The sequence below is a fragment of the Streptomyces sp. P5F9 genome (genome assembly GCF_057961495.1).
The window spans coordinates 1-26,776 of record NZ_JBXVPZ010000036.1; the positions used below are offsets into that span (position 1 = coordinate 1).

Annotated in this window: 26 protein-coding genes; 14 read left to right on the forward strand and 12 right to left on the reverse strand. The window is 70.1% G+C overall.

Annotation, left to right across the window (positions count from 1 at the left end; genetic code table 11):
- Nucleotides 1-791: thaumatin family protein (locus tag AC31A1_RS09330; protein WP_489652792.1), on the forward strand; the 791-nt coding region annotated here is incomplete at its 5' end.
- Between the two features lie 22 nt (nt 792-813).
- On the opposite strand, the gene AC31A1_RS09335 is transcribed toward AC31A1_RS09330, so the two are convergent.
- Nucleotides 814-2,712: a sigma-70 family RNA polymerase sigma factor gene (locus tag AC31A1_RS09335; RefSeq protein WP_489652793.1), complete on the reverse strand. Its 1,899-nt coding sequence runs from the start codon at nt 2,710-2,712 to the stop codon at nt 814-816.
- 243 nt (nt 2,713-2,955) lie between these two features.
- On the opposite strand from AC31A1_RS09335, the gene AC31A1_RS09340 reads away from it, so the two are divergent.
- Complete coding sequence (locus AC31A1_RS09340; RefSeq protein WP_489652794.1) at nt 2,956-3,963, forward strand: thaumatin family protein; 1,008 nt, start codon at nt 2,956-2,958, stop codon at nt 3,961-3,963.
- 245 nt (nt 3,964-4,208) lie between these two features.
- Here AC31A1_RS09340 and AC31A1_RS09345 read toward each other — a convergent pair whose 3' ends face one another.
- Both AC31A1_RS09345 and AC31A1_RS09350 read right to left on the reverse strand, forming a co-directional pair.
- Nucleotides 4,209-5,198, reverse strand: a complete 990-nt coding sequence (locus AC31A1_RS09345; protein ID WP_489652795.1) for an alpha/beta hydrolase — start codon at nt 5,196-5,198, stop codon at nt 4,209-4,211.
- A gap of 116 nt (nt 5,199-5,314) precedes the next feature.
- Complete coding sequence (locus tag AC31A1_RS09350) at nt 5,315-5,632, reverse strand: putative quinol monooxygenase (RefSeq protein WP_393754227.1); 318 nt, start codon at nt 5,630-5,632, stop codon at nt 5,315-5,317.
- A 161-nt stretch (nt 5,633-5,793) separates the two neighbouring features.
- Here AC31A1_RS09350 and AC31A1_RS09355 point away from each other — a divergent pair, with 161 nt between their 5' ends.
- The gene (locus AC31A1_RS09355) at nt 5,794-6,699 is read left to right on the forward strand and encodes an AraC family transcriptional regulator (protein ID WP_489652796.1); all 906 of its coding nucleotides are present in this window, start codon (nt 5,794-5,796) and stop codon (nt 6,697-6,699) included.
- Nucleotides 6,700-6,856: 157 nt separating this feature from the next.
- Nucleotides 6,857-7,606 carry an SDR family oxidoreductase gene (locus AC31A1_RS09360; protein ID WP_489652797.1) on the forward strand — a complete coding sequence of 250 codons (750 nt, stop codon included), beginning with the start codon at nt 6,857-6,859 and terminating at the stop codon, nt 7,604-7,606.
- Nucleotides 7,607-7,744: 138 nt separating this feature from the next.
- Here AC31A1_RS09360 and msrB read toward each other — a convergent pair whose 3' ends face one another.
- The 4 genes from msrB to AC31A1_RS09380 form a co-directional block, all read right to left on the reverse strand.
- Complete coding sequence (gene msrB, locus AC31A1_RS09365; protein ID WP_403584613.1) at nt 7,745-8,152, reverse strand: peptide-methionine (R)-S-oxide reductase MsrB; 408 nt, start codon at nt 8,150-8,152, stop codon at nt 7,745-7,747.
- Between the two features lie 13 nt (nt 8,153-8,165).
- Nucleotides 8,166-9,557: a UDP-N-acetylmuramate--L-alanine ligase gene (murC, locus tag AC31A1_RS09370; protein WP_489652798.1), complete on the reverse strand. Its 1,392-nt coding sequence runs from the start codon at nt 9,555-9,557 to the stop codon at nt 8,166-8,168.
- A gap of 136 nt (nt 9,558-9,693) precedes the next feature.
- A complete protein-coding gene (locus tag AC31A1_RS09375) occupies nt 9,694-10,167 on the reverse strand; it encodes an indole-3-glycerol phosphate synthase (protein ID WP_327400594.1) in 474 nt (157 codons plus the stop codon).
- Between the two features lie 154 nt (nt 10,168-10,321).
- The gene (locus AC31A1_RS09380) at nt 10,322-11,116 is read right to left on the reverse strand and encodes a pyrimidine reductase family protein (protein WP_489652799.1); all 795 of its coding nucleotides are present in this window, start codon (nt 11,114-11,116) and stop codon (nt 10,322-10,324) included.
- A gap of 170 nt (nt 11,117-11,286) precedes the next feature.
- On the opposite strand from AC31A1_RS09380, the gene zapE reads away from it, so the two are divergent.
- The 9 genes from zapE to AC31A1_RS09425 all read left to right on the forward strand — a co-directional run bounded on the left by zapE (nt 11,287) and on the right by AC31A1_RS09425 (nt 18,974).
- A complete protein-coding gene (zapE, locus tag AC31A1_RS09385; protein WP_489652800.1) occupies nt 11,287-12,393 on the forward strand; it encodes a cell division protein ZapE in 1,107 nt (368 codons plus the stop codon).
- A 154-nt stretch (nt 12,394-12,547) separates the two neighbouring features.
- Nucleotides 12,548-12,946: a hypothetical protein gene (locus tag AC31A1_RS09390; protein WP_489652801.1), complete on the forward strand. Its 399-nt coding sequence runs from the start codon at nt 12,548-12,550 to the stop codon at nt 12,944-12,946.
- A gap of 87 nt (nt 12,947-13,033) precedes the next feature.
- A complete protein-coding gene (locus AC31A1_RS09395; protein WP_489652802.1) occupies nt 13,034-13,615 on the forward strand; it encodes a carbonic anhydrase in 582 nt (193 codons plus the stop codon).
- A gap of 8 nt (nt 13,616-13,623) precedes the next feature.
- Nucleotides 13,624-15,120: a SulP family inorganic anion transporter gene (locus tag AC31A1_RS09400; RefSeq protein ID WP_489652803.1), complete on the forward strand. Its 1,497-nt coding sequence runs from the start codon at nt 13,624-13,626 to the stop codon at nt 15,118-15,120.
- Nucleotides 15,121-15,219: 99 nt separating this feature from the next.
- Nucleotides 15,220-16,023, forward strand: coding sequence for a slipin family protein (locus AC31A1_RS09405; RefSeq protein ID WP_489652804.1), 804 nt, complete (start codon nt 15,220-15,222; stop codon nt 16,021-16,023).
- A 71-nt stretch (nt 16,024-16,094) separates the two neighbouring features.
- The gene (locus AC31A1_RS09410) at nt 16,095-16,979 is read left to right on the forward strand and encodes a PPK2 family polyphosphate kinase (protein WP_489652805.1); all 885 of its coding nucleotides are present in this window, start codon (nt 16,095-16,097) and stop codon (nt 16,977-16,979) included.
- 55 nt (nt 16,980-17,034) lie between these two features.
- Nucleotides 17,035-17,877 carry a polysaccharide deacetylase family protein gene (locus AC31A1_RS09415; protein WP_489652806.1) on the forward strand — a complete coding sequence of 281 codons (843 nt, stop codon included), beginning with the start codon at nt 17,035-17,037 and terminating at the stop codon, nt 17,875-17,877.
- A gap of 39 nt (nt 17,878-17,916) precedes the next feature.
- Nucleotides 17,917-18,060: a hypothetical protein gene (locus AC31A1_RS09420; protein ID WP_317888587.1), complete on the forward strand. Its 144-nt coding sequence runs from the start codon at nt 17,917-17,919 to the stop codon at nt 18,058-18,060.
- Between the two features lie 182 nt (nt 18,061-18,242).
- A complete protein-coding gene (locus AC31A1_RS09425; protein WP_489652807.1) occupies nt 18,243-18,974 on the forward strand; it encodes an aminoacyl-tRNA hydrolase in 732 nt (243 codons plus the stop codon).
- A gap of 240 nt (nt 18,975-19,214) precedes the next feature.
- Here the strand turns inward: AC31A1_RS09425 and AC31A1_RS09430 are convergent, their stop codons facing one another.
- From AC31A1_RS09430 to AC31A1_RS09450, 5 genes are all read right to left on the reverse strand, one after another.
- Nucleotides 19,215-20,495, reverse strand: a complete 1,281-nt coding sequence (locus AC31A1_RS09430) for a cation:proton antiporter (protein WP_489652808.1) — start codon at nt 20,493-20,495, stop codon at nt 19,215-19,217.
- 12 nt (nt 20,496-20,507) lie between these two features.
- A complete protein-coding gene (locus AC31A1_RS09435; RefSeq protein ID WP_489652809.1) occupies nt 20,508-21,890 on the reverse strand; it encodes a cytochrome P450 in 1,383 nt (460 codons plus the stop codon).
- Nucleotides 21,887-23,020 (reverse strand): alpha-hydroxy acid oxidase, encoded by a 1,134-nt coding sequence (locus AC31A1_RS09440; protein ID WP_489652810.1) that lies wholly within the window; start codon nt 23,018-23,020, stop codon nt 21,887-21,889. Before AC31A1_RS09440 ends, AC31A1_RS09435 begins: the two co-directional genes overlap by 4 nt.
- 5 nt (nt 23,021-23,025) lie before the next feature.
- Nucleotides 23,026-24,615: an NAD(P)-binding domain-containing protein gene (locus AC31A1_RS09445; protein ID WP_489652811.1), complete on the reverse strand. Its 1,590-nt coding sequence runs from the start codon at nt 24,613-24,615 to the stop codon at nt 23,026-23,028.
- Nucleotides 24,616-25,057: 442 nt separating this feature from the next.
- Nucleotides 25,058-25,702 carry a methyltransferase family protein gene (locus AC31A1_RS09450; RefSeq protein WP_489652812.1) on the reverse strand — a complete coding sequence of 215 codons (645 nt, stop codon included), beginning with the start codon at nt 25,700-25,702 and terminating at the stop codon, nt 25,058-25,060.
- 181 nt (nt 25,703-25,883) lie between these two features.
- On the opposite strand from AC31A1_RS09450, the gene AC31A1_RS09455 reads away from it, so the two are divergent.
- Nucleotides 25,884-26,774 carry a DUF2236 domain-containing protein gene (locus AC31A1_RS09455; protein WP_489652813.1) on the forward strand — a complete coding sequence of 297 codons (891 nt, stop codon included), beginning with the start codon at nt 25,884-25,886 and terminating at the stop codon, nt 26,772-26,774.
- The last annotated feature ends 2 nt before the right edge of the window (nt 26,775-26,776 follow it).

Here is a 26,776-nt window from a genome sequence, read left to right on the forward strand (position 1 = left end):
CCCCCTCGCCCACCCCTGACGCACGGAAGCCGTCCGAGGCGAGCGCCTCGCCGTCCCGCGCGGCCGGTCAGCCGAAGGCCGCGCCCGTCGGCAAGCGGACCGTCACCCTCGTCAACCGCCTCGACCGGACGATCTGGCCGGCGATCGCGGCGGACCCCAAACACCCTGTGGGGGCGACGGGTTGGGTGCTGAAGCCCGGGGCGAGCCTCAGCTTCGCCGTCCCCGACCACTGGGACGTCCGGGTGTGGGCGCGTACCGGTTGCTCCTTCGACGCGTCCGGCGACGGCCACTGCCTGACCGGCGACTGCGGCCGTTTCCAGTGCGGCTCGACCTGGGGCGAATTCCCCTCCACGCTGGCCGAGTTCAACCTGAACGCCTGGAACGGCATGGACTTCTACGACGTCAGCCTGGTCGAGGGCAACAACCTGCCGATGTGGATCAACAGTTACGGCGGCTCGTCCCACGACAAGATCGACGCGAACGGCTGCTCCGCCGCCGGCTGCACCCGGGACGCCAACGCGACCTGCCCCACCACACGCCAGCGCGTCCGGGACGGCCGTGTCGTGGCCTGCCTGAGCGCCTGCCTGGTGTTCAAGACGGACCAGACCTGCTGCACGGGCGCCTACGCGGCACGGCCCCAGTGCGTCCCGTCCTCCTGGCCCGTCGACTCGGCGGCCGTGTTCAAGAAGGCCGAGCCCTTCGCGTACTCCTACGTCAACGACGACGCGACCAGCGTGCTCACCTGCTCGGGAGAGTGCGGGTACCGCATCACCTGGGGCGTGAGTCCCTGACTCCGCGTGCAGCCGGGCCGGATCAGTCCGCGGACTGGAAGGCCCGGCCCGCAGCGGTGGTCGTCGTACCGTCCGTGAAGAGCCCACTGCTCGGCTTCGACGGATCCGCGCCCAGCCCGAACCACGCGTAGCGCTGTACGTACGACAGCCCGTCCAGCGCCTTGGTGGACGCGGTGACGAAATCGGCCTGTTGCTGCGCGGACGGGAAACGGGTCCCCTGGGAGAAGTCGATCAGCGCGTACTCGGTGAGCCAGATCGGCTTGTGGTAGCGCGCGTACACCGCGGCCAGGTACGACTTCAGCTGCTCGACGGCTTGCGGGGTGCGGAAGTCGCCGCCGTACCAGTGCAGCGTGATGAAGTCGACCCGGTACCCCTTCGCCTCGGCCCCGGACATGAACCGGTCCAGCCAGCCATCCGCCGTGTCCCCGCCGTAGGCGACCGCGGGGCTGCCCAGGATCTTGCCCGCCGCCATGAGCTGGGGCCACAACTCCAGCGCCTGCTCGACCGTCATGTTCGACTGCTGCGCCATGTCCGGTTCGTTGAACCCGAGCAGATAGGGCCCGTACGCCCGGGCCTGGGCCAGCGAGGAGTCGGTGACGGACTTCGCTCCCCAGATCATGGGCACGAACGACCCCGACGAGGGGGTGGTGACACCCGAGTGCTGCGTGGACCAGGTGTAGTACCAACTCGCCCCGCTCGCGGCGAGCGCCTGACTCACCCCGCCGAACGTCCACACCCCGACCCCCTTCTTGGCGCCGGAGGCGATGTGCGCGGGGGCGGCGGCGGTGTGCTTCGAGGGAGAGGGACTCGGCTCGGCCTTCGGCGTCGGGGACGCGCTCGGCGACGCGCTCGGAGAGGCCGAGGGTGTAGGGCTCGGGGAGACGCTGACCACCGGAGCGGGCGATGCCGATGCCGCAGCCGTCGTAGAAGAGGAACCCCCGGTCAGCCGGGGCGCGACCAGCGCCGCCACCACGGCGACAGCGACGGCCGCCGAACCACCCACGACCTGCTTGCCGCCGATACGACCGGACCGGCGCCCGTGCCGCCGACGTGGACCCCGGCGCGCGGACTGCCCGGGTTGGTCCGCCGGCGAGGACGAACCACCCTCCCCCGTAACGGTGTTGAGCACCCGCGCCGGGTCAAGTCCCGCCGGCACGGCCACCAACGGAAGCCCGCTCAGCAGCCGGTCCATCGGCAGCAGCCCCGCGTCGAGCCCCTGGCACACCCCGCACCCACGTATGTGCCGGGCAAACCGCTTACGCCACAAGGCACTTGGCGTGCCGTCCCACGTCGAGGCCGTCTCCTCCAGTTCCGCACAGCGCGGTGCGGCGGCCAGCGCCCGCACCACCACCCGCGAGACCTCCATCTGCTTCTTCATGCGCTGCACGCGGACGGAGGCGTGCCGGTCGGAGAGCCCCAACGCACCGGCGAGTTCGGCCCGTTCGAGTTCGCCGGTCTCCTCCAGCCACCACAGGGACAGCAGTTCCTGGTCATCGGGGTCGAGCCAGCGCGTGGCCTCGACGACCTCACGGCGCTGCTCGGTCAACCCCAGCCGCAGGATGGTCAGTCCGGCGAAGTCGAGCGCGGGGTCGGTGATCGCCTCCGCGTCCTCCAGGTGCGCCCTGCGGTCGCGATCGGCGGCCCGTGTCTGCTCACGGTCCCGTACCTGTCGGATCGTGATGGCCACCAGCCACGACCGGAACGCGGCGGGATCCCGCAGCTTCGGCAGCCCCCGCACCATGCGCAACAGCGTCTCCTGTACGACGTCATCGACATCGGCGTGACCGTTCAGGGCCCGGCCGACGATGTTGTAGACCAGCGGCAGGCACAGCGTCAGCAGGTGATCCAGGGCCTGCCGGTCACCCGCGCACGCGGCGCTCACCACGCCCGCGTCGGGTCCACTCCTGGGCTTCTCGGTCATCTGCGTTCGTTCCTCCGCGTGTGGTCCGGCCGTGGCATCTCTCTGCTTCGGAGACCGCCGACGCGCGCAAGGACTACAGAAAACAGGACAACAAAAGAAATCAGCCGGTCGAGTCCGAATTTATGTTGTCGGGCCGTCGCCGAACAGGTCACCGATAGGCAGGACCGCATCGGGACCAGATCTGGACCGCAGCTGGACCGCAACTGGGCCGCATCCGAAGAGCATCAGGAAGGCGCGAGGACCATGGCACGAGGACGCAGAAGACTCGGCGCGAACCCACGGCGGCACCGCCGACGCTGGTGGTACGTCGCGGCGGCCGCCCTCGCCACGGCCGCCACCGTGCTGATCGCCTACAGCGTGTGGACTCCGTCCGGAACGAGCGGCACCCGCACGACGGCCCACCAGGACACGGCCGCGCGCCCGGCCGTGTCCCGAAGCGCCTCGCCCGCGCCTTCGCCTTCCCCGAGTCACAGCACCTCGGCCTCTCCGTCCCCCAAGACCGCCGTCTCGAAGAAGGGCACAAGCAAGCCCACCACCAAGGCAGTTGAACCGACACCCCACGCCTCGACGGCCCCCGCCGGCAAACGCCTGATCACGGTCGTCAACCGCACCCCGAAGACGGTCTGGGCGGTCGTCACCAACACGTCCATCTACCCCGCGGGCCGCCAACTCGCCCCGGGCCAGAGCCTGTCGGTGACCGTGGCGAACAACTGGGGCGGCCGCATCTGGGGCCGTACGGGCTGTACCTCCACGGCCGCCGGCCACTGCGCGACCGGCGACTGCACCAGCGTGTGCGAGGGCGCCAACCCGCCCACCACACTGGGTGAGTTCACGTTCGACGCGTATGCCGGGATGGATTTCTACGACGTGAGCATGGTCGACGGCTCGAACCTGCCGATGTACATCAACATCTCGCACACCACGACGGTCGACCCGGTCAGTTCCTCGGGCTGCTACAAGGGTGTCTGCACGTCGGACGTCGGCTGCCCCACCGCGATGCAGGCGGTGTCGGGCGGCCAGGTCGTCGGCTGCAAGCCGCCCTGCGCGGCGTTCGGCGGCGACACGTACTGCTGCCGCGGCGCCTGGGCGGGCCGCGACAACTGCGCCCCCTCGAAGTGGCCGGTCGACTACACCCAGGTCTTCAAGCGGGCCGCCCCGTACGCCTATTCGTACGCCTTCGACGACGGGGCGACGATGCCGTGCAAGGGGGCCTGCTACTACAAGGTCACCTTCGGGACGACCGGGTCGTAGCACGCGGTTCGATGTCGATGCACTCGGTTCGATGTCTGTGCACCGGCTCGATGTCAGTGGCCCCACGTACCTCTGTCAGTGGCCCCACGTACCTTCTCCTTTGACCATCCAGCCGGACGGCAGGGGAGGGACGGGACATGGAGTGGTTCGGGGACGCCCGGCCGGCCGCCGGACCGGAGGCCGCCTGGTATCTGGAGACGGCGTTCACGCCCGGCGCACAGCTGGGGACGGTCTACGACGTTCCGTCAACGCAGGTCGTGGTCACGGGAGTTGAGCGGATGACCGAGCAGGAGCCGGCTGAGCCAGTCGGTGCGGGTTCGGCGGGCCGTGGCCGAGATGTCCGCCTGCGGATACAGCGCGTCGAAGCCGTGGAACCCGCCTGCCCAGACGTGGAGTTCGGCCTGGCCGCCGGCCGCCCAGATGCGGGTGGCGTAGTCGGTGTCCTCGTCGCGGAAGACTTCTGCGGAGCCGGCGTCGATGTAGGTGGTCGGCAGGCCCGAGAGGTCCTCGGCCCGGGCGGGTGAAACGTACGCGGACACCTCGTCGTCGGTGAGGTCGCCGAGTACGGCTCGCCAGCCGAACTCGTTCATCTCGCCGGTCCAGACACCGGGCACGCCGGAGTACTGGCGGCTGGAGGTGGTGATGTTGCGGTGGTCGAGCATGGGGCAGATCAGCATCTGCGCGGCGATCGCCGGGGCGCCGAGGTCGCGTGCCATCAGGGTGAGACCGGCAGCGAGGCCGCCACCGGCGCTGGCGCCCGCGACGATGATCCGGGTGGGGTCGATGCCCAGTTCCTCGGAGTGTTCGACGGTCCAGAGCAGACCTTGGTAGCAGTCGTCGACGAGGGTGGTGCCGGTGACTTCCGGTGCGAGCCGGTAGTCCACGGAGACAACGACCGCGCCGAACTCGTCGAGCCATTCCAGCGGGATGTCGATCTGCGAGAAGCGGTCGCCCATGACCATCCCTCCACCGTGGATCCAGTAGACGCAGGGGGCGCCGACGGTGCGATCGGTGCGCGCGGGGCTGAAGACCGACAGGCGGATCGGGGCACCGTCCTCGGCCGACACGCTGACCTCGCGCCGTTCGACCTGCCGGTGTGCCAGGAGCGAGTCGACGGGCGCCGAGGAGAGCCGTCGTAGTTGCGCGAGAAGTTCCGGGGTGAGCTGGGACATGAGGGGCATGTCGGCCAGCAGCTCTTGCAGTTCGGGGTCCAGGGCGGGACGTGCCGGGGTCATGGCGTGGGCCTTTCGTGGTGTGGTGCCGGACGGACGAAAACCGGACGAACGAAGACGGGGCGTCTGGGCAGGTGGCCGGGTAGCGGGTCAAGCGGATCGGCAAATGGGTCCGGGGATCAGAAGGCGGCTTTGCCGAGGACCGGGACGTAGTCGGTGTACTCGGACTCCTTGGCCAGCAGCCCGGCGATCCGCGCCACGATGGCCTGGGCGGCCTCGCCGGCGAAGATCCGGTGGTGGTCCTCCTCGCTGGTCCAGCCCTCGGTGACATGGACGACGTCGGGGTCGGACGCGGAACGGGAGACGAGGTAGACGACGCAGTGCTCGCTCGCACCGGGGCTGCCCTCGTCCAGGCCGGTCAGCAGCAGGTCGACCAGCCGGCTGCCCATCCCGGGCTTGGCGGTCAGCGTGGCGTTGAATCCGTAGTCGGCAAGCATGAAGTTCTCCTTCGCAGTGACGGGGTGAATGGAGTGCACGGAGTGAGCTGATTCCATTCAAGGCCACTGACCTGCGGAAACGTTAGAACGATGCTCGCGGACACTTGCACGATCCTCGCGGGTTCGGGAGCAGAACGGCGGCGGGGTGCTGCAATGGGCCCATGTCCCTGGAAGAGTTCCGCACCCTGCTGGACCGGCACGCCCGGCCCGACTGGACCACCGCCATCGACGGCGTCCTGATCTCGAAGGTCGACCGGCCGGATCCGCCCGCGCCCTCCATGTCCGGCACGGTGGTCGCCGTCATCGCCCAGGGCGCCAAACGCCTCGCGCTGGGCGAGCGGGTCTACGAGTACGGCCCCGGGCAGTACCTGGTCGCATCCGTCGACCTGCCCGTCACCGGGCAGTTCACCCAGGCCGACCCCGAACGGCCGGCCCTCGGTTTCGGCCTCACCCTGGAACCGTCCGCCGTCGCCGAACTCCTGCTGCAGGCCGGTCCCGGCGACCTCCCCCGCGCCGGTGGAGGCACGCCGTCGGGGATCGCCGTCAGCGACGCCCCGGCCGCCCTGCTCGACACGGTGGTCCGGCTGCTGCGCCTGCTCGACCAGCCCCGCGACCGGGCCGTCCTGGCCCCGCTGGCCAAGCGCGAGATCCTGTGGCGGCTGATCACCGGCGAGCAGGGCGCGACGGTACGCCAGCTCGGCCTGGCCGACAGCGGCCTCAGCCATGTCTCCCGGGCTGTGCGCTGGATCCGTGAGCACTACGCGCAGCCGTTCCGGGTCGAGGACGTGGCGCGGCTGTCCGGCATGAGCGTCTCCGCCTTCTACCGCAACTTCCAGGCGGTGACCGCGATGAGCCCCATCCAGTTCCAGAAACAGATCCGCCTCCAGGAGGCCCGGCTGCTGCTGGCCACCCACCCCGGAGACGTCACGGGGGTCGGGCAGCGCGTCGGCTACGACAACCCGTCGCAGTTCAGCCGCGAGTACCGCCGCCAGTTCGGCGAACCCCCGAGCCGGGACGCGGCCCGCCTGCGGAACATCGCGCGCACCCCTGCAGGCATCCTGCCCTGAACGGAACCGGAGCACGGAAGAGGATCGTGCAAGCAATGGGGAGAATGCTTCTACTATCTCCGCAGGTAAGAGCGATGTACTGGGATCAGAAGTTCTTCCGCCGAGTAGGAAAATGCCTGCTCGTGGCGGATCCCATCACATCGCGAGGATCGCAGCAATGAAGACAGTTCTGATCACCGGTGCCTCATCCGGATACGGGCGGGCGACCGCCCTCCACTTCCACTCGCAGGGGTGGAACGTCATCGCCACGATGCGCAGCCCGCGTGCGGGTGTCCTGCCCGAGTCCGACCGGCTGCGCGTCGTCGAACTCGACGTGACCAAGCCCGAGACCATCACCGCCGCGTTCGAGGCGGCGGGGCCCATCGACGTCCTGGTCAACAACGCGGGCGTCCCGTCGATCGGCGTGTTCGAGGGCACCCCCATGACCCGGGTGCGGGACGTCTTCGAGACCAACACGTTCGGTGTGATGGCGACGACGCAGGCTGTGCTCCCCCAGTTCCGCGAGCGGGGCTCCGGCGTGGTGGTCAACGTGACCTCCAGCGTGGTGCTGGGCCACATGCCCCTCTCGGCCGTCTACAAGGCGAGCAAGATGGCCGTCGAGGGGTTCACCGCGTCCCTCTCGCTCGAACTCGCGCCCTTCGGCGTGCGGGCGAAGACGGTCGAGCCGGGTGCCTGCCTGACGACCAACTTCGCCGCCAGCGCGACGAACGGCTCCTCGGTGGACGAGCTGGTCCCGGCGCCCTACGCACAGTGGGCGAAGAAGACCATGGACTCCTTCACGGGCCAGGACCTGTTCACCAAGGAGAGCGACGTCGCCGAGACGGTGTGGCGCGCCGCACACGACACGACCGGCCAGCTGCGCTTCCCGGCCGGCCCCGACGCGGTCTGGCTCGCCCAGACGAAGTGATCGACCAGCGGACAACGGAACGCCACACCGAAGCAAAAAGCCGGCCCCGCGCACATGCGTGGGGCCGGCTCGCTGTCCTGGAGCGCTCTGGCAATCCAGTAAGTACAAAGCCATCCGCTACCAGGCGACTTGCCCGCGTCAGCCCTCTTCAGGCGTCAGCCGCAGGGAGATGGAGTTGATGCAGTACCGCTGATCGGTAGGCGTCGCGTACCCCTCGCCCTCGAAGACGTGACCGAGGTGCGACCCGCACCGCGCACACCGCACCTCGGTGCGCACCATCCCGTGCGAGCGGTCCTGGATCAGTTCGACCGCGTCGGTGTCCTTCGGGTCGTAGAAGGACGGCCAGCCGCAGTGGGACTCGAACTTCTCGGTGGAGGTGAAGAGTTCGGCGCCACAGGCCCGGCAGGAGTAGACGCCCTTCGTCTTGGTGTCGGTGTACTCACCGACGAAGGCGGGCTCCGTGCCGGCCTGCCGCAGCACCGCGTACTCGGCCGGGTTCAGCTCCGCGCGCCATTCCTCGTCCGGCTTTTCGACGTCGTACGACATGCAGCTCAGCCCCTTACTTCGCGAGACGGTCCAGGATCCGCGGGCCGAGGTCAGTCACATCGCCCGCTCCCATGGTGAGAACCAGATCACCGGGCTTCGCCATTCCCGCGACGGCCTCGGGTACGTCCGCCTTGTCGTGGACCGGGGTCACGTCGGCGCCCGCGGCGCGTGCGGCCTCGATGATCAGGTCGCTGGTGATGCCGGGGATCGGGTCCTCGCGGGCCGGGTAGATGTCCAGGACCAGCGACGCGTCCGCGAGGGCGAGGGCCTGGCCCATCTCCTTGCCGAGTTCCTGGGTGCGGGAGAAGAGGTGGGGCTGGAAGACGACCAGCAGCCGCGCGGAGGAGGCCGCCGCGCGCATCGCCTCCAGGTCGGCCGTCATCTCTGTGGGGTGGTGGGCGTAGGAGTCGATCACCTGGACGCCGGCCGCCTCGCCCTTGAGCTGGAGGCGCCGCTTCACTCCGGTGTACGCGGCGAGCGCGGGTGCCAGTTCCGCGGCGGGGATGCCGAGTGCGACGCCCGCGGCGAGGGCCGCGACCGCGTTGCTCGCGTAGTGCCGGCCGGGGACCGAGACGGTGAAGGTGAGTTCCTCACCGCCGAGGAGGACGGTCACCTCGCTCTTCAGGCCCTGCGCGACCACGGAGAGGATGCGGACGTCGGCGTCCTCCGCCTCTCCGTAGGTCACCGTCTTCACCGAACCGGAAGACACCCGTCGGGTCAGCTCCCGCGCGCCCGCGTGGTCCGCCGAGATCACCAGGGTGCCGTCCGGCACGATCCGGTCCGCGAAGGTCTGGAAGGACTCGTAGATCTCTTCCATGGACGCGTAGTTGGCGTGGTGGTCGAGCTCCACGTTGAGGACGATCGCGACCTCGGGGGCGTACTTGTGGAAGCTGCGGTCCGATTCGTCGGCCTCGGCGACGAAGATCTCGCCGTCGCCGTGCAGCGCGTTCGAACCCGGGGCGTCCAGGTCGCCGCCGATCGCGTACGACGGGTCGAGGCCCAGCTCGGTCAGCGACACCGCGAGCATCGACGTCGTGGTGGTCTTGCCGTGCGTGCCCGCTACGGCGATCGGGCGCAGCCCGTCCATCAGGCGGGCCAGCGCGTCCGAACGGTGGACGACCGGGATGCCCAGCTCGGCCGCGCGGGCCAGCTCGGGGTTGTCCTTGCGGATCGCCGACGACACGACCACGCAGGTGGCGTCGTCGGCGAGGTGCTCCGCGGCGTGCCCGATGTGCACGGTGGCGCCCAGGGAGCGCAGGGCTTCGGCGGTCGGGGAGTCCTTGGCGTCGCTGCCCGCCACCTTCGCCCCGCGCTGCGCGAGGATCTTGGCGATCCCCGACATCCCGGCCCCGCCGATGCCGATGAAGTGCGGTCGGTCCATGGCGGTGGGAAGGCCGGGTGCCATGCGTGTCTCCCTGTGCGTGCGTGCTCGTACGACTGATGACGACCGACTGATCACGGTTGATGCGGCGGACGTTCAGCGGCAAGCCTATGCGGTGCCACTGACAATCACGGACACCCGCCGGCCGCCCCGCCGACCGCTACTCCTTGCTGTGCGAGAACAGCTTCAGCACCGGTACGCCGACCTTGTGACGGGCGCGCGAGGCCCAGTCCCGGTGGAAGAACTCCTCCACGTAGTGGGGATCGGTCAGCACGATCACCTCGTCCGCGCCGATCTCGTCCACGAGGGTCTTCAGCGCGTCCAGCGGGTGGTCCTCGATGAGCCGCCCCTGCGCCTCGCTGCCGGCCGCGTGCAGGGCCGTCAGGGACACCTCCAGAGCCTGCGTGCCGAGTGCCGCCGCGTCCTTGCCTTCGGGTGTCTCCCGTTCGTGTGCCGCTTCGTCGAGTTCGCCGAGGGCGACGTCGTCGATGGCCCGCAGCAGGCGGTCCGCCTGGTCGCCGCGGGGCTGGAGCAACACGTGGAAGGAGACGGTCTCGTCACCGTGCAAGGTGGTGACGAACTCCACGTCGGCGGACGTAAGGGCCTTCTCGATCATCAGTACGCTTGTGAACACCAGGCGCCCCTTCTCCTTCGAGGACCCTCGGGCCCTCTCTCCTCCGTAGGCCGTCCAGGCCCTGCGGAAACCATCCTGCCCCGTGATCGCACGGGTACTGCCGGATTTAGTGTGCCCGTCGAAAGACAAACGGAACGGATCATTCCGCCCGCACTCAGGACCGACGGTAGCGACCGAACAGGAACCCGGCCTCTTCCAGCAGGGACACCAGTTCGAAGCGCTGGGGAACCCTGACCGACGGCCCGTCGGAGATCCGCTGCGCCTCCCCCGCCACCAGCATCGGCGAGAGGGTCAGACACAGCTCGTCGAGCACCCCGGTGGCCACGAACTGCCCCAGCAGCCGCGGCCCGCCCTCGGTCAGCAACCGGGTGTGCCCCAGGGCCGCCAGCGCCTCCACGGCCCGTGCGGGGTCCACCCCCGCGCCGTCACCGGCGACCACCACCCGGGCGCCCGCCTTCTCGGCGGCCGCGACCCGGTCCTGCGCCGCCTGGGCGCCCGTCAGGATCAGCGTCGGCACCAGGGGTGAGGTGAAAAGCGGAAGCGAGAAGTCGAGGTCGAGGCTCGCGGTGACGACCGCGATCACGGGGGCGGGCGCCTGCCCGGCACGCGTGCGTGCCGCCGCGAACTCCGCACGCGCGCGTGCGGGCCGATAGCCCTCCTGGCGTACCGTTTCCGCACCGACGACCACGACATCGGCCAGCGCCCTCAGCGTGCCGAAGATCCGCATGTCGGCGTCACCGGAGATGGGCTGCGAGCGGCCCTCGTGCTGACCGGCCCCGTCGAGCGTGGACACCATGTTGGCGCGCAGCCAGGGGGCGCTCCCGGCGGGGTAGGCGTACGCCTCCGCCAGCTCCGCGAGCCCCCACTCCCGGTCCGCCCCACGCGCATCGGGGGCCCCGTTCGAGGCCTGGGCTGCTGTTTCGTCGGTCACGGGGAACAGGCGTCGCATGCCGTGCAGTGTGGCACGCCCCCTGGGGCCTGTCTGATAATTCCCTCCCCCACTGCCTCAAGGGCGTGGGAGGTGCCCCCAGCCCCGCGACACCATGCACACACCTGACGCCGCGGGCCCCCCTCCGGGCGGCGACGGGGTTTATCAGACAGGCCCTAGACTGATGAACCGTGTCATCCTCCTCCGCCGCCTCCGGGATCAGCCCGATAGCAGACGCGGCCCCGCTGTCCCTGTGCGCCCGTGAGCCGTACGTCCCCGCGGACCGGCTGGTCGCCGAGATGGTGCCGCCGCCGCGCTTCGACTCGGTGCGCTTCGCCACGTACATCCCGGACCCGAACCAGCCCAGCCAGACCGAGGCGGTCGGCGTCCTGGAGGCCTTCGCCGCCGGGCTCGGCGGGGCGCACTCCGCCGGCACCGCCAAGCGCGGCTTCCTGGGCTTCGGCAAGGGCAAGGCGGCCAGGACCCCGGCCGGTCCTCGTGGCGTCTATCTCGACGGCGGTTACGGCGTCGGCAAGACCCACCTCCTCGCCTCCCTCTGGCACGCGACCCCGGCCGAGCCCGCGCTCAAGGCCTTCGGCACCTTCGTCGAGCTGACGAACCTGGTCGGCGCGCTCGGTTTCCAGAAGACGGTGCAGACTCTCTCCGGCCACCGACTGCTGTGCATCGACGAGTTCGAGCTGGACGACCCGGGCGACACCGTCCTCGTGTCGACCCTGCTCGGCAAGCTGGTCGACGCGGGCGTGGCGCTCACCGCCACCTCCAACACCCTGCCGGGCAAGCTCGGCGAGGGCCGCTTCGCGTCCGTCGACTTCCTGCGCGAGATCCAGGGCCTGTCCGCGCACTTCCGCTCGCTGCGCATCGACGGCGACGACTACCGCCACCGCGGCCTGCCGGAGGCCCCGGCCCCGTTCTCCGACGAGCAGGTGACGAAGGCGGCGTACGCCACCCCGGGCGCCTCCCTCGACGACTTCCCGCACCTCCTCGCCCACCTCGCCAAGGTCCACCCCAGCCGCTACGGCGCCCTCACCGACGACCTCAAGGCCGTCTGCCTCACCGACGTCCAGCCGATACCCGACCAGTCGACCGCGCTGCGGCTCGTCGTCCTCGCCGACCGGCTCTACGACCGTGAAGTGCCCGTCCTGGCCTCGGGGTTGCCCTTCGACCAGCTGTTCAGCGAGGAGATGCTGAACGGCGGCTACCGCAAGAAGTACTTCCGCGCGATCTCCCGCCTCACCGCACTGGCCCGGGACGCCAAGGACCTCGTCAAAACCGCTTAGTTCACGCCAGCCCAAGCGCGCTTTTCACGCTCTCTCGCATCGGAAACGCCGCGTTAACCCTGCAAACAACTTCACCGGGTTACCGTGTTACTTGACCAGCCGTTGACCTGACCTTGGTCTGTACTAGGAACACGAACGGGCTGAAGGGGGGCGCATGTTCCGAGGTAAGACGGCTCGGACCGTCGTGGCGCTGCTCACTGCCGTCCTGTTCGCCCTCCAGTTCTTCGCATCCATGGAATCCTTCGCACCCGCGCACACAGCGCGTCATGCGGAGGCCAAGGCACAGCCCGGGTTCAAGCTCAGCGGCAAGGCCCTGCGCGCCGAGACCATCACCTTCCGCGACTGCGGCGCCTCCGGCACTCCCACCGTCCCGCTGCGCCTGCGCGACCGTTACCGCTCCGCGGACTGCGGACCCGAGACGCCCGAACGCCCGCTCCTCACCGAGGACCCGGCGGCCGTACGCACATCGGTGGCGCCCGGCACGCCGCTGCACCGCACATCGAGATCCTCGACAGCACACACTCCGGCGGCACTTCAGGTCTTCCGCTGCTGAGAGCTGAGCAGGCAGTCACATCCCCCACGCACACTGTCATGCAAGCCCGACGCGCCCAGAGGGCGCGCCAGGAGGAACCAACACGCCATGCAGCCCCTCATCGACAACGCCCGTACGTTCGGACAACGCCCTGAGGAGTTCGCCAAACTCGCTGAAGGCCAGTCCCCGCAGGTGCTGTTCATCACCTGCTCCGATTCCCGGGTCGTCCCGGCCCTGATCACGGGCGCCCGCCCCGGCCAGCTCTTCGAACTGCGCACCGCAGGCAACATCGTCCCGCCGTACGCCTCCGGCAACCCCACCAGCGAGGAGGCCACCATCGAGTACGCCGTGGAGGTGCTCGGCGTCCAGGACGTCGTCGTCTGCGGCCACTCCCACTGCGGTGCCGTCGGCGCCCTGGTGCGCGGCGACGACCTCGCCGCCGTCCCGGCCGTGCGCGACTGGCTCGCGCACGCCGCCGACGAACCCGCCCCGAGCGACATCGACGACCCGACGGTCGCCGGAGCCGTGCAGAACCACGTACTCGCCCAGTTGCTGCGACTGCGCTCCTACCCTTGTGTGGAGCGGCGGTTGGCGGACGGACGGCTGCGGGTGCACGGCTGGTACTACGAGGTGCACACCGGTGCCGTGCTCGAACACAGCGCGGACACCGACCAGTTCGAGGCCCTGTGAGTCGCGCCATGGACCTGAAGAAGAACAACGAAAAGACCAAGTTCCCTTATCTACGGCAGGACTTCGCGGCCTCGCTCGTGGTGTTCCTGGTCGCGCTCCCGCTCTGCGTGGGCGTGGCCGTCGCCTCCGGTGTGCCGGCCGAACTCGGCCTGGTCACCGGCATCGTGGGCGGGCTCGTCACCGGATTCATGCGGGGCAGCAGCCTCCAGGTGTCCGGGCCCGCCGCCGGGCTGACCGTGCTGGTCTTCGAGGCGGTGCGGGAGTACGGGCTGCCCGCCCTCGGAGTCATCGTGCTCACCACCGGTGTGCTTCAAATCGCCATGGGCGTCCTGAAGTTGGGGCGCTACTTCCGGGCCATCTCGGTCTCGGTCGTCGAGGGCATGCTGGCCGGCATCGGACTGGTGCTGATCGCCGGGCAGTTGTACTCGGTGGCGGGAGCGAAGGCCCCCGCCTCGGGGGTGGACAAGATAGCCCAGCTGCCCGGCGCGCTCATCGACACCGTCGGGAACACGCAGGCATTGGCCTCGCTCGCGCTGGGTGCCGCCACCATCGCCGTACTGGTGCTGTGGAAGCGGATGCCCGCCAAGGTCCGTACGGTGCCGGGTCCGTTGGCCGCCGTAGGGCTGGCTACGCTCGCGGCGCTCGCGTTCGGGCTGCCGGTGGCGACCGTCGAAGTGCAGGGGCTGCTCGGTTCGTTGCAGCCGCCGCCGCTGAGTGCGTTCGGTGAGCTGGCGCAGGTCGGGGTGCTGGGCACGATCGTCGCGTTCACGTTGATCGCGTCCGCGGAGTCGCTGTTCAGCGCGGCGGCAGTCGACCGGCTGCACTCCGGTCAACGCACCCAGTACGACAAGGAGTTGGTGGCGCAGGGCGCGGGCAACGCGCTGTGCGGGATGCTCGGCGCGCTGCCGATGACGGCGGTGATCGTACGCAGCGCGGCGAACGTGCAGGCGGGCGCGCGGACGAAGGCGTCCCGGGTCATGCACGGCGTATGGCTGCTGCTGTTCGCGGCGCTGCTGCCGAACGTCCTCGCGTACATCCCGATCCCCGCCCTGGCGGGCATCCTGGTGCACGCCGGCGCCAAGCTCATCCCCGTCCGGGAGATCGTGTCGCTGTGGCGCGAGCACCGGGGCGAGGCGCTGATCCTGGTCGTCACGGCCCTGTCGATCGTCGCGGTCAGCATGTTCGAGGGCGTGCTCATCGGCCTCGCGCTGGCCGTCGCGAAGACGGCGTGGGAGGCCTCGCACATCAAGCTGGAGGTCGTCGACAAGGGCGCGGGCCCGGTCCAGGCGTACCTGTCGGGCAACGCGACCTTCCTGCGGCTGCCGAAGATCCTCGACAGCCTGGAGGCACTCCCCCAGGACCGCCCGGTCGAACTGCACCTCTCCGGCCTGCACCACCTCGACCACGCCTGCCGTACGGCCCTGGAGAACTGGGCCGAGCGGCACAGCGCGGCCGGCACCGAGCCGGTGAAGGTCACGGCGGTCGGGGCCACGGCCGTGAAGTAGCGGCGCCGGTGCCTGCTCCGGGGTGATCGTGGCCCCGGAGCAGGCACCAGGCATACCCTTGCAGGAGCAGACGAAAGGCCTCTCCGCTAGGGGGTCAGGATGCTTCAGGAACTGCTGGTGGCGGGCGCGGCGGCCGGTTCCGCGTGCGTGGTCTACGTCGCTGCGGCGGCCAGGGTCGTCAAGCAGTACGAACGCGGGGTGGTGTTCCGCCTCGGGCGGGTGGCCGGCGAGGTCCGCGCACCCGGCTTCACCATGGTCATCCCGTTCGTGGACCGGCTGCGCAAGGTCAACATGCAGATCGTGACGATGCCGGTCCCCGCACAGGAAGGCATCACGCGCGACAACGTGACCGTGCGCGTCGACGCGGTCGTCTACTTCAAGGTCGTCAACGCGGCCGACGCGATCGTCACGGTCGAGGACTACCGCTTCGCGGTCTCGCAGATGGCCCAGACGTCACTGCGCTCGATCATCGGCAAGAGCGACCTCGACGACCTGCTCTCCAACCGCGAAAAGCTCAACCAGGGGCTGGAGTTGATGATCGACAGCCCGGCTGTGGGCTGGGGCGTGCAGATCGACCGCGTCGAGATCAAGGACGTGTCGTTGCCCGAGACGATGAAGCGCTCGATGGCCCGGCAGGCCGAGGCCGACCGTGAGCGGCGGGCCCGGATCATCAACGCGGACGCCGAGTTGCAGGCCTCGAAGAAACTCGCCGAGGCCGCCGAGCAGATGTCCGAACAGCCCGCCGCGCTCCAACTCCGGCTGCTGCAAACGGTGGTGGCGGTCGCGGCCGAGAAGAACTCGACGCTCGTGCTGCCCTTCCCGGTGGAACTGCTGCGCTTCTTGGAGCGGGCACAGCCGCAACAGCAGCCTCCCGTGCCGCCACCGCCCGCGGTGGACCCGTAGTCCCGCCCGCTGACTGGCGGGCACGGCCCCCGCGCCGCAGGATCGAGGGAGCCGACAGGAAGGGGTGCCCCATGGCCGGGAAGGGCGCGAAGCGCAAGAGCGGCAAGAAGGGCGACGCGGTCCCCCTCGCCGACCTGCTGCGCGTCCCCGCCGGCCGCCCGGTCGACCTCTCCTACGACGCCGCGGCCACCACCGGCGGCCCCGCCGACAAGGCCGCCGGCCTCAAGGACACCGCCCGGATGGGCGAACACCTGGCCGACCTGCAAGAACGCCTCTGGGCGGCGAGCACGGCCGGCGACAGCCGACGCCTCCTCCTGGTCCTCCAGGGCATGGACACCAGCGGCAAGGGCGGCACCGTCAAGCACGTCATCGGCCTGTTCAACCCCTCCGGCTGCCGGATCAGCGCCTTCAAGGCGCCCACGCCGGAAGAGCGGAAGCACGACTTCCTCTGGCGCATCAAGCGCGCCCTCCCCCACCCCGGCGAGATCGGCATCTTCGACCGCTCCCACTACGAGGACGTCCTCATCGCCCGCGTCCGCGAACTCGCCCCGCACCGCGAGATCAACGACCGCTACACCCGGATCAACCGCTTCGAGAAATCCCTTACCGACGACGGCGTGACCGTCGTCAAGTGCTTCCTCCACATCTCCTACGGCCAACAGAAGCGCCGCCTGCTCGAACGCCTCGACAACCCGGACAAGCACTGGAAGTTCAACCCCGGCGACATCGCGGAACGCGCCCTGTGGCCCGCGTACCAGCACGCGTACGAGATCGCCCTCGACCGCTGCTCCACCCCGGACGCCCCCTGGTACCTGATCCCGGCCGACCGCAAGTGGTACCGGAACTGGGCCATCAGCCGCCTCCTCCTGGAACACCTGACGGCACTGGATCCGCAGTACCCGAAGGCGGACTTCGACGTGGAGGCATGCCGGGAGCGGCTGCTGGGTTCGGACTGACCGCGCACTCGTGTCGATGACCGAATAGTTCCGCTTGTCCTCTTATGTTCCTACGGTGACCATTCGAGTACGCCACGTCGCCGCCGCCTGTGCGCTCGGCGCCGTGCTGACCGCCTGCGGGGCCCCCTCGGCGCCCCATGCCAGCCGTCCGGCGCCCAGCGCGCCCTCCGCCGCCATCTCGCGGCCGCCCACGCTCGCGCCCGGCCCCGCCGGTCTGACCCCGGTCTTCAAGAACGGCCCGCGGGCGGACGGCAAGACCGTCGCGCTGACCTTCGACGCCGACATGACCGCCGATGAGGGGCCGCGTGCGGCGAAGGGCGAGCACTTCGACAATCCGCAGCTCATCTCCACGCTCCGCACGCTGAAGGTGCCGGCGACCGTGTTCATGACGGGGCGGTGGGCGGACGAGTACCCGGCCGAGGCCCGCGCCATCGGCCGGGACCCGCAGTTCGAGATCGCCAACCATTCGTACAGCCACTACGCCTTCACCGGTGACTGCTACGGCCTGCCGACCGTCTCCCCGGACCGGATGAAGGCGGATGTGGAGCGGGCGTACACGGCGTTCAAGAAGGCGGGTGTGCCGAACGCGATGCCGTACTTCCGCTTCCCCGGCGGGTGTTACGACCGGCAGGCGCTGAAGGCGCTGAGCGCGGTCGGTGTCACGGCGGTGCAGTGGGACGTGGTGAGCGGCGACGCGTTCGCGACGGACTCGGACGCCGTGGCCCAGCAGGTGCTGGAGGGCGTGAAGCCCGGCTCGGTCGTCGTCATGCACTGCACGCGCAGCGCCGCCCCGGCGACCGAGCGGGCCGTCCGCGTGATCGTGCCCGAGCTGCGGAAGAAGGGGTACCGGTTCGTGAAGGTCTCCGAGCTGATCGGGGCCACGGACCGGCACCGCTGAGGTCGGCTGAGGGTCGCGCACCCCTCGTACGCTGGTCTCATGAGCGACGAAGAGCCGGCGCCGGCGTACGCGGAGTGTGTGCTGTGCCAGGAACCTACCGAGTACCCGGAGTCGTACAAAGGGATCACGCTGTGCCCCGTCTGCGAGTGGCAGGAGGCGCAGCGCACCGCCTGCTCGGGGTGAACGGCGGGGCGACGTCTCGCGAGAGCGCCGTGGGGGTGGCGGATGGTTCTGCGGGTGCGGGCCCGTTGTGGCTGGTCGCGCCCACGCGGCGGAGCCGCACATCGATACAGCCTCGCGCCCCTGGGGTGGGGCCCCTTGGCGGTGTCTCTGGGAGCCGTTCCTTTGGCTGGCAGACTAAGGGGGTGATCAGTGACTCCACCGTTCCCGGCGACGGCGCCGACCCCTTCGTCAATGAGCCCACCGTGCGTGATGAGGCTCCGCAGTTCGTGTTGCCTCTGGTTGTGCGGATCGAGCGGGATGCTCCGCCGGCCCGTACCGACGCTCTGGAGACGGCCGCTCGGGCTGTGCTGACGATCCTGAGTGATGAGCGGGCCGTCGGGGACGGGGAGTGGGCGCAGGTCATGCGGGACTGGCAGGACGCGCGCATCCGGAAGGTGGTCCGGCGGGCGCGCGGGGCCGAGTGGCGGCGGGCCGAGGCGCTGCCGGGCATCACGGTGACCGGCAAGTCCGCGGAGGTACGGGTCTTCCCGCCCGTCCCGCTCGACGGCTGGCCCAAGGACCTGGCCCGGCTCCAGGTCTCCGGCACCGACCTCGACGACCCCGAGCCGCCGGCCGACGCGGACCCCACGGCACCGGTGCTCTGGCTGAACCCCGACCTCGGCATGTCCGCCGGCAAGACCATGGCCCAGACCGGCCACGGTGCCCAACTCGCCTGGTGGGAGCTGTCGGACGAGGACCGGACCGCTTGGCGTCAGGCGGGTTTCCCGCTCTCCGTCCGCATCGCCGGCCCGGCCCGGTGGGCCGAACTCACCAGCAGCGGGCTGCCGTTGGTCAGGGACGCGGGCTTCACGGAGATCGCCCCGGGCTCGGCGACCGTCGTAGCGGAGCATCCGGCGCTGCGGCGACAAGGCTGAGGCAGCGCAACCGAGGCACCGCCGCAGACCGTTCGTCGCGGAAGGCGTACGGCCGTGCCGGCGACCTGCCCGGCCGGGGGCGGCGGCCCGTCGGCCGGCGCCCCTTCGGGGCCGCGCGATCATCGAACCCCTCGGCGCCGCGCGGTCGTTGAATACTTCGGCGCCGCGCGCGTCGTGACGGTCTCGGCGCCGAACACGGACCCGATGCGCCACGCCGTCCATCACTCTGCCGGTGCCCGCTCAGCTCGGCGCCGCGGCCACCTCTTCCTCTCCCTCGGGTGCCTCCTCGGCCGACCGGGACCTGGTGTCGCGGCGGTCCAGCCGGTTCAGTACCGGAACCGTCATGACCGTGGTGACCAGGGCTACGAGGACGAGCGCGGTGAACAGCTCCTCGCTGACGATGCCGGCCGTCAGCCCGATGTTGAGCGCGATCAGCTGCATGAGACCACGGGCGTTCATCAGGGCGCCGACCCGGACGGCCACCGGGCCGGGCTCGCCGCGCAGCCGGGCGGCGGCCCAGCAGCCGCCGAACTTTCCGGCCACCGCCACGACGACCGCGGCCGCCCCGAACAGCAGCACGGGCGGGTCGGAGAAGACGTCGAAGCGGGTGTTCAGTCCGGAGTAGGTGAAGAACATCGGCACGAACACCACCTGGGTCACGGACTGGGTGGTCCGCACCAGCCGTTCGGACGCCTCGCCGCGCGGCATGGCCATCCCCACGCAGAACGCCCCGAACACGGAGTACAGGCCGCTGATGTCGGTGAACCAGGCCGCGCAGAACAGCAGGGCGACCGTGAAGAGGAGGCGGGTGTCGTCGCCGAGGCCCGGGCGGTTCACGATCCAGGCCAGCAGGCGGCGCCCCAGCAGGAGCAGTACGGCGACGAACAGCACGGTGCCGCCGACGGCCTCCAGGATGGGCCTCACCTTGCCCGAGGCCACGCTCAGCACTCCCGCGAGCATGATCCAGGCGACGGCGTCGTCCGTGGCCCCGGAGGCCAGGGCGAGTGAGCCGAACCGCGATCCGGCCAGCCCGCGTTCGGTGATGATCCGGGCCAGCATCGGGAAGGCGGTGATCGCCAGCGCGACGCCGACGAACGCCGCCGTCACCCAGACGGAGACCCCGTCGACGAAGATGCCGACATGGCCGTGGGCCACGAGGGTCAGTCCCACGCCCAGCGCCAGCGGGATTCCCACCCCGGCCGAGGAGACGGCGACGGCGGTGCCGGCCAGGCCGCGTCCCGCGTGCGCCCGGAACTCGTAACCGGCACCGAACATGAGGGCCACCAGACCGATCTGGCCGGCCACGTACAGCACCGGCTTCAGCTCGGGCGGGAAGACGTGGGCGGAGGCCCCCGGGGCGACCAGTCCGAACAGGGAGGGGCCGAGCAGGACCCCGGCGATCATCTCGCCGACCACGGGCGGCTGGCCGAAACGGCCGGCCAGCAGGACGACCAGACGGCAGGTCAGCAGAATCACGACGACGGCCAGGAAGAAGGCGGGAGCGAGCTCCACGGGAGTCATGGTCTCGTCCTCTCAACGGCCGGCTGGGACGGAGGTGGCTGAGCCGCCGGACGAGGCGGCGAAATAGTTCCGGCACAGCCCCTGGCGCCGGGCGTCCCACACCATGTAGCTGCCGAGGACGAGTTGGACGAGGCTGCGCCAGACGCCCTCCCAGCTGTCGGCGAGGCGCATCGCCGCGAGCCGGGTCCGGCTGCGGACCTCGGCCCCGGTGCGCGGGAGCAGCAGGCAGGGACCGCGGCTGGGCAGCGAACGGGTGTGTTCCACCGAGGAGTCGAGCCGGAAGCGGCGCAGGACCTCCTCCGCCGCGACCCGCATGGTGAGGACGGCGAAACCGCGTGCCGGGCAGGGCCGGTTGGCGGTCACCCCGAACGGGATGAAGGCCGAGGGCCTGGTGTCCGGGGTCAGCCACCGGTCCGGGTCGAACGGGTCGCCGCCGGACCCCTGGTACTCGGGGTAGTTGAACAGCAGGACCGAACCGGCCGGGATGGGGTCGCGCCCGTCCCGGGGGATCTCCCCCGAGGTGATCCGGTGGGCCACTCCGAAGAGCGGGAAGTGCTGCAGCGTCTCGTTGATCACCCGGTCCAGGAAGTCCGGGTCCTCCTCTCCGGACACCAGACGGTCCTGCACCGGCGGGTGGGTCGCGAGGGCCAGCAGCAGATGGGCCATCGCCTCCGACATCTGCACGACCGCGGTGTTGAAGAACGTGCCCTGGAGGTAGTAAGCCTGCTCCCGCGGGGTGAGCGTGGCGGGCAGCGGCACGGGCGGCGGGTCGTGCGCGAGCCGGTCCCGCAGGTGGGCGGTGAGGCGGGCCCGGCGGTCCATGTGGCGCAGGCCGGTGCACTTCAGGGCGCTGACCACGTCGTCCGCGTTGCCGGTGATCAGGTCCCGGACGTGGCGCGGGCAGGGGGCGCGGAAGACCACTTCGTAGTAGACCTCGGCCCAGACGGGCATCATCAGGTCGCGCAGTCTGACCCGGTGCACGCGCGCGTGGCCGTCGAGTTCGTCGAGCACCCGGCGAGTACAGCGGCCGACCAGCTCCGTCCACCGCTCGCGGGACAACCCGGCCAGGATCTGCCGGGTGGTCCGGGCCACGTCGTCGTAGCGCGGTCCCGGCTCCAGGTGCTCCTGGTGCACCTCCGGGCCCGGTGAGAGCCAGTACCAGAACAGGTCGGAGAGTGCGGCTCCCCGGCTGCGGCCGTTGGCCGCCGGATGCCCGTACACCCTCTTGAACTCCTCGGCGGGCACCTCCTTGCCCGGAGCCCGGACCCCTTCCTCGCCGCCCACCCGGGCGAAGATCCGCACCCGCAGCGCGATCACGGTCCTGGGCAGCCAGTACGGCAGACCGGCCACCAGGATCACGGCCGCACCCAGGACGAGCCAACCGATGGGGCTCACGCGACCACCCCGCCGAATCGTCGGTCCGCCCCCGGCGTCACGGCGGGACCAAGGACAGGACCCCACGCGGGTACCCGGACCAGATCGGGTGTCAGGTCGGCGAGTCCGGAGGCCCCGCACAGGGCCAGGGTGTCGTCGAGTTCGTCCCGCAGCAGGTCGAGGAGACGCCGTACGCCCTTCTCGCCGCCCTCGGCGAGCGCCCACATCACGGGCCGGCCGATGCCCACCGCGGACGCGCCGAGCGCCAGCGCCTTGACCGCGTCGGTGCCGCGCCGTACGCCTCCGTCCAGCACGACCGGGATGCGGCCCTCGACCGCGGCGAGGATCTCCGGCAGCAGCTCCAACGTGGCGGGGACGGTGTCGAGTTGGCGGCCGCCGTGGTTGGACAGCAACAGCCCGTCGACGCCGTGCCGGACCGCGAGCCGGGCGTCCTCGGGGTGCAGGACACCCTTGAGCAGGATGGGCAGGGAAGTGATGCCGCGCAGCCAGTCGACGTGCTCCCAGTTCAGCTCCGGGGACATGGCGATCTGGCGTACGTGGCCGCGCTCGCCGTCGCGCAGGTCCACCAGGTTCTCGCAGCGCAGGCCGGGCGGCAGGTCGTGGAAGCCGTTGCGCCTGTTGCGTTCGCCCGCGCCCAGCACCGGGGAGTCCACGGTGACCACCAGCGCGGTGCATCCCGCGTCGGTGGCCCGGCGTACCAGCGTCTCGGTGATGTCCAGGTCGGGCTGGATGTAGAGCTGGAACCACAGGGATACGTCGTCTCCGGCCGCGCGGGCCGCGTCGGCGATCTCGCCCACCGCCACCGTGGATGCCATCGCTACGATCATGATCGCGCCGGCGGCCGCAGCGGCCCGGGCGGTCGCCAACTCCCCCTCCGGATCGACCAGTTTGTGGAAGGCGGTCGGGGAGATCAGGACCGGCAGGCTGGCCCGGCTGCCGAGCAGGCTGATGCCCAACTCCCGCTCGGCACTTCCCCGCAGCACCCGGGGCAGCAGCTGAAGCCGCCCGAACGCCGCCTCGTTGGCCCGTACGGTGATCTCGTCGCGTGCCCCGCCGGCGATGAAGTCGGCGTACACGGGGTCCAGTTCGGCGCGCGCCGCGGTCTCGAAGTCGCGGACGGTGTACCGCACGCCGCTCACCGCCCCGCCGGAGTCGGCCGACGGTCCAGCTCGCGGGCGAAGAACGCGGCCAGCGGGGCGTGGTGGACCTCCGGGTCGTCCCAGTGGTTCTCCAGGTTCTCGGCCATGTGATGGGTGCCGAGGAGTTCACCGCCGCCGTGGTGGCGGATCACCGGGTGGAGGTACGCCGCGTCGAAGGCGTCGTCGACCGAGTTCTGGGCGGTGCGGCGCACGGTGATGTCGAAGGGGTCGACCTTGTCGTGGTCGGGGCCGTACTCCAGAGTGACGGTGAAGTAGTCGCCGCTGTCGGGGAGTTGGCGTTCGTGGGCGTACGCGACCGGCACCTCCTCGTGGTACCCGGCCGGTTCGCCGGGTGGGGTGACGATCAGGTCCCCGATGACGCCGAACTGCTGCCACAGTGCCGAACTGCGGTTGACCCGGGCCACCACGGCGTCCGCCAGCGCGGCCGGGTCGCTCTCCAACTGCCGGTGCGGCCAGGGCTGTTCGTGATGGCGTTCGTCGAGGATGCGGCTCAGGGCGCGTACGGCGTACCGGAAGCCGTGGATGAAGCCACCGGTGGACTTCTTGAAGTCGCGCTGCTGCATGAGCGTTCCGGCGAAGTAGAGGCCGGGCACGTTCACCGACTCGTACGCCGGGGAGAGGGCGGCGAACCGGTCGTCGATGACCAGGGTGGGGCTGCACCCCGGGTCGAACACCGAGGCGTCGAAGCGGAATCCGGTGCAGACGATCACCCGGTCGTAGCGCAGTTCCTTCACGACCTCGTCGGCCCGGGAGAAGCTGAAGCGGACGCGGTACATGCCGTCGGGGTCCTTCTCGACGGACAGCACGTTTCCGTCCAACAGGGCGTTCTGGGACTTGAGTTGGTAGGTGTCGAGGAAGTTGTTGTTGACCGCGCGGAGATGGCCGACATAGTGGCTGTTCCAGGCCATGCGGACCGAGTGCGGGCCGGCGACATGGATGACCGCGGCCGTCTCGACAAGGTTGTCAGCGGTCTCCAGGGCGGAGTTGCCCTTGCCGATGATCAGGACGCGCCGGTCGACGAAGTCCTCGGGGTCCACGGAGACGACGGAGTAGTCCTCGGCCGTCTCGATGCCGGGGATGTCGGGGGTGTTGGGCCGGGTCAGTCCGGTGGCCATGATCAGCCGACGGGCACGGTGTTCGTGACCGTGCTGATCCGTGACGGTGAAGCCGTCCTCGTCACGGCGGATCCGCTCCGCCCGGGTGTCGTAGGCGATGTCCAGCTTGAACGTCTCGGCGAAGTCGGCGAGATAGCGCACCAGGTCGTCGGCATGCGGGAAATAGCGCTTGCTGTAACGGCTGAAGAGCAGGTGCGGGTCCGGGGACAGCAGGGAGTTCCAGTCCATCCGGAGGTTCAGTTCGGGATCGTCGGTGCCGTTGTACACCTTGTTGATGGAGATCAGCTTGCGGTGACGGGGGAAGGTGCCGAAGAACGTGCCGGGGGCGTGACCGCTCTCCAGGATCCGGTGTCCGTGCCCGGCCGCCTGCAGTAACTGCCCGATCTGGAGCCCGGCGGGACCGGCACCGACCACGAGGTAATCCAGACGCTCACTGTGCGTGGAGTTCACGGAACTCTCCTTCTGCTCCGGGCGGGGACATGCCTGGAGGAGGGTGGGGGGTGGCAGGTGAAGGGTGAGGAAGGACGGCCGCCGTCGCGTGGCGACGCGTCTTGGCCGGGCGCTGTTCCTGCGAGGTGTCGTTCGTGAGTCAGGGCACCTGGGCCCACGTGCGCGTCAGCGGTCAGCCGGAGTGGTCGCGCCTCGTCGGCGGGCAGAGCGATTCGGGAGCGGTCGCCGTGCGGGCCGAGGACAACGTGGCCGGGCGTTCTGGCAGGGGCATTGCAGACCCTCCATCAGATTTCCCTTTGAAATCTCCATGAGCACGTTAGTGACGAGCTGTGGACATGGGCAACAGTGGCACCGGGATGACAGCAATCCGACAGGTGACCCCGTCAACTTCCGCTCTCGGGGCGGAAATTGACGCCGGTGACAACCGCACGACCGACCCGGACTACCCCTGGCGACTGCCGACGGCCCGGGCTCCGGCCTGAGCGGGCCGGGTCCACGGGATGAGTGCCGGAACGCGGGCGCGGTAGGCGTCGTAGGACGCACCGAACCGGTCGGCCATCATCCCGTCCTCTATACGCACCCGGCGCAGCAGCCAAGGCACTGCGACGGCCAGGAAGACGATCCAGATGCCGAAGCCGCAGGCCAGCATCCCGCCGAGGACCAGGCCGAGGAGCCCGGTGTAGATGGGGTGCCGCACTATTCGGTACGGGCCGTCGGTGCGCAGCTCGTGGTGTTCGTGGACCAGCGGGATGCTGGCCCACATGACGCCCAGCACCCAGCGGGCCCACAGCAGCAGCGCGGTGGAGGCGACGGCGAGCAGGGCGCCCAGGATCGCGAGTTCGGGCTGCCAGTACTGGAGGTGGTGCCAGAAGGAGTCCGGGGTGTGGTTGACCAGGAGGGAGAACGCGCAGCAGCCCGCGATCAGAAGAGCCCGCTGCGGCAGGGTGCGGCGCAGGCCTCGCACCCAGCCGCGCGACCCGGCCTCGCTCTTCACGCCGAAGTAGACGGCGCCCGCGATCCAAGCCACGACGAAGATCGCGACACAGATGCCGGTGAGAGCGACGAGTGCGGAATGTAGTGAGCCCATGGCACAAGGCTGCGCCCCGACCTGCGTCGATCACCACCACCCACGGGCTGATTCAGCGGCTCCACCCTCGGGTGGAGATCCATGACTCACGGTTGAAGTGACTCAGATCACGGCGGATCGTGGCATCGGACAGCCCTGCCGCAGCGTCCCCCTTCTGAAAGTCCGCAAGGGGGAACCGACCGTGCGCCGAGGCTACAAGTGGGTCGACCGCGAACTGGCCCGGATGGACCCGGACACCGACTGGGAGCGCATGATCTCGCTCTACGTCGGCCACCGCGTCCCCGAGTTCGCGCTGGCGATGATGGTCTATCCGGGCACCATGCGCATGATGCAGCCGGGCTTCGGATCCGCCACCCTCGCCCACACCAAGAAGCTGGAGACCCGGCCCCGGCGGCGTTTCGAGGACGGCAACGAGTTCCTGATGGCCTGGATGGTGGACGGACTTTCCAGCGCCGCAGGCCGCAAGGCCGCCGCACGGCTCAACCGCATCCACCTGGCCATCGCCCGCGGGACACCGCACCTGCCCGGCAACTTCGACGACGTCGACGACTTCGTCTATCCGCTGGTCCTGCTGGCCACGTCCGCCGACCGGCTGCAGACCTCGCTGGGCCTGCCCGGTACGAGCGAGAACATGAAGACCGCCTGGCATCGCTGGGCACAGACGCTCTTCCGCCTCCTGGAGCGCGAGTCCGGCCCGCTGGCCGACGAAGCCTTCCCCGAGGACTGGGACGCGATGACCGAGTTCGCCCTGAAGTTTGAATCCCGGCCGTATGAGCAGACGGAGTCCGGCCACCGGGTGGCGACCGCGATGATGGAGTTCTTCGCCGAGTACTGGTTCCCCGCCCCCTTACGGGCGTTCGGCAGGGACCTGACCCGGTACCTCGCCGGCAAGCGAGTCTGCCGGCTCCATCGGATCGGCTGGCTCTCCCCTCGCCGGGAGCGTGCCGTCCGCCTCTTCCTGAAGTCCGCGTTCCTCGCCCAACGCCTGCTGCCCGACTACCGCAGGCCGCTTCCCGAGCGGCTCCGGCGAACCCGACGCGGGCCGTCCGCCGCAAGCCCCTCCCCAGGGTGAAG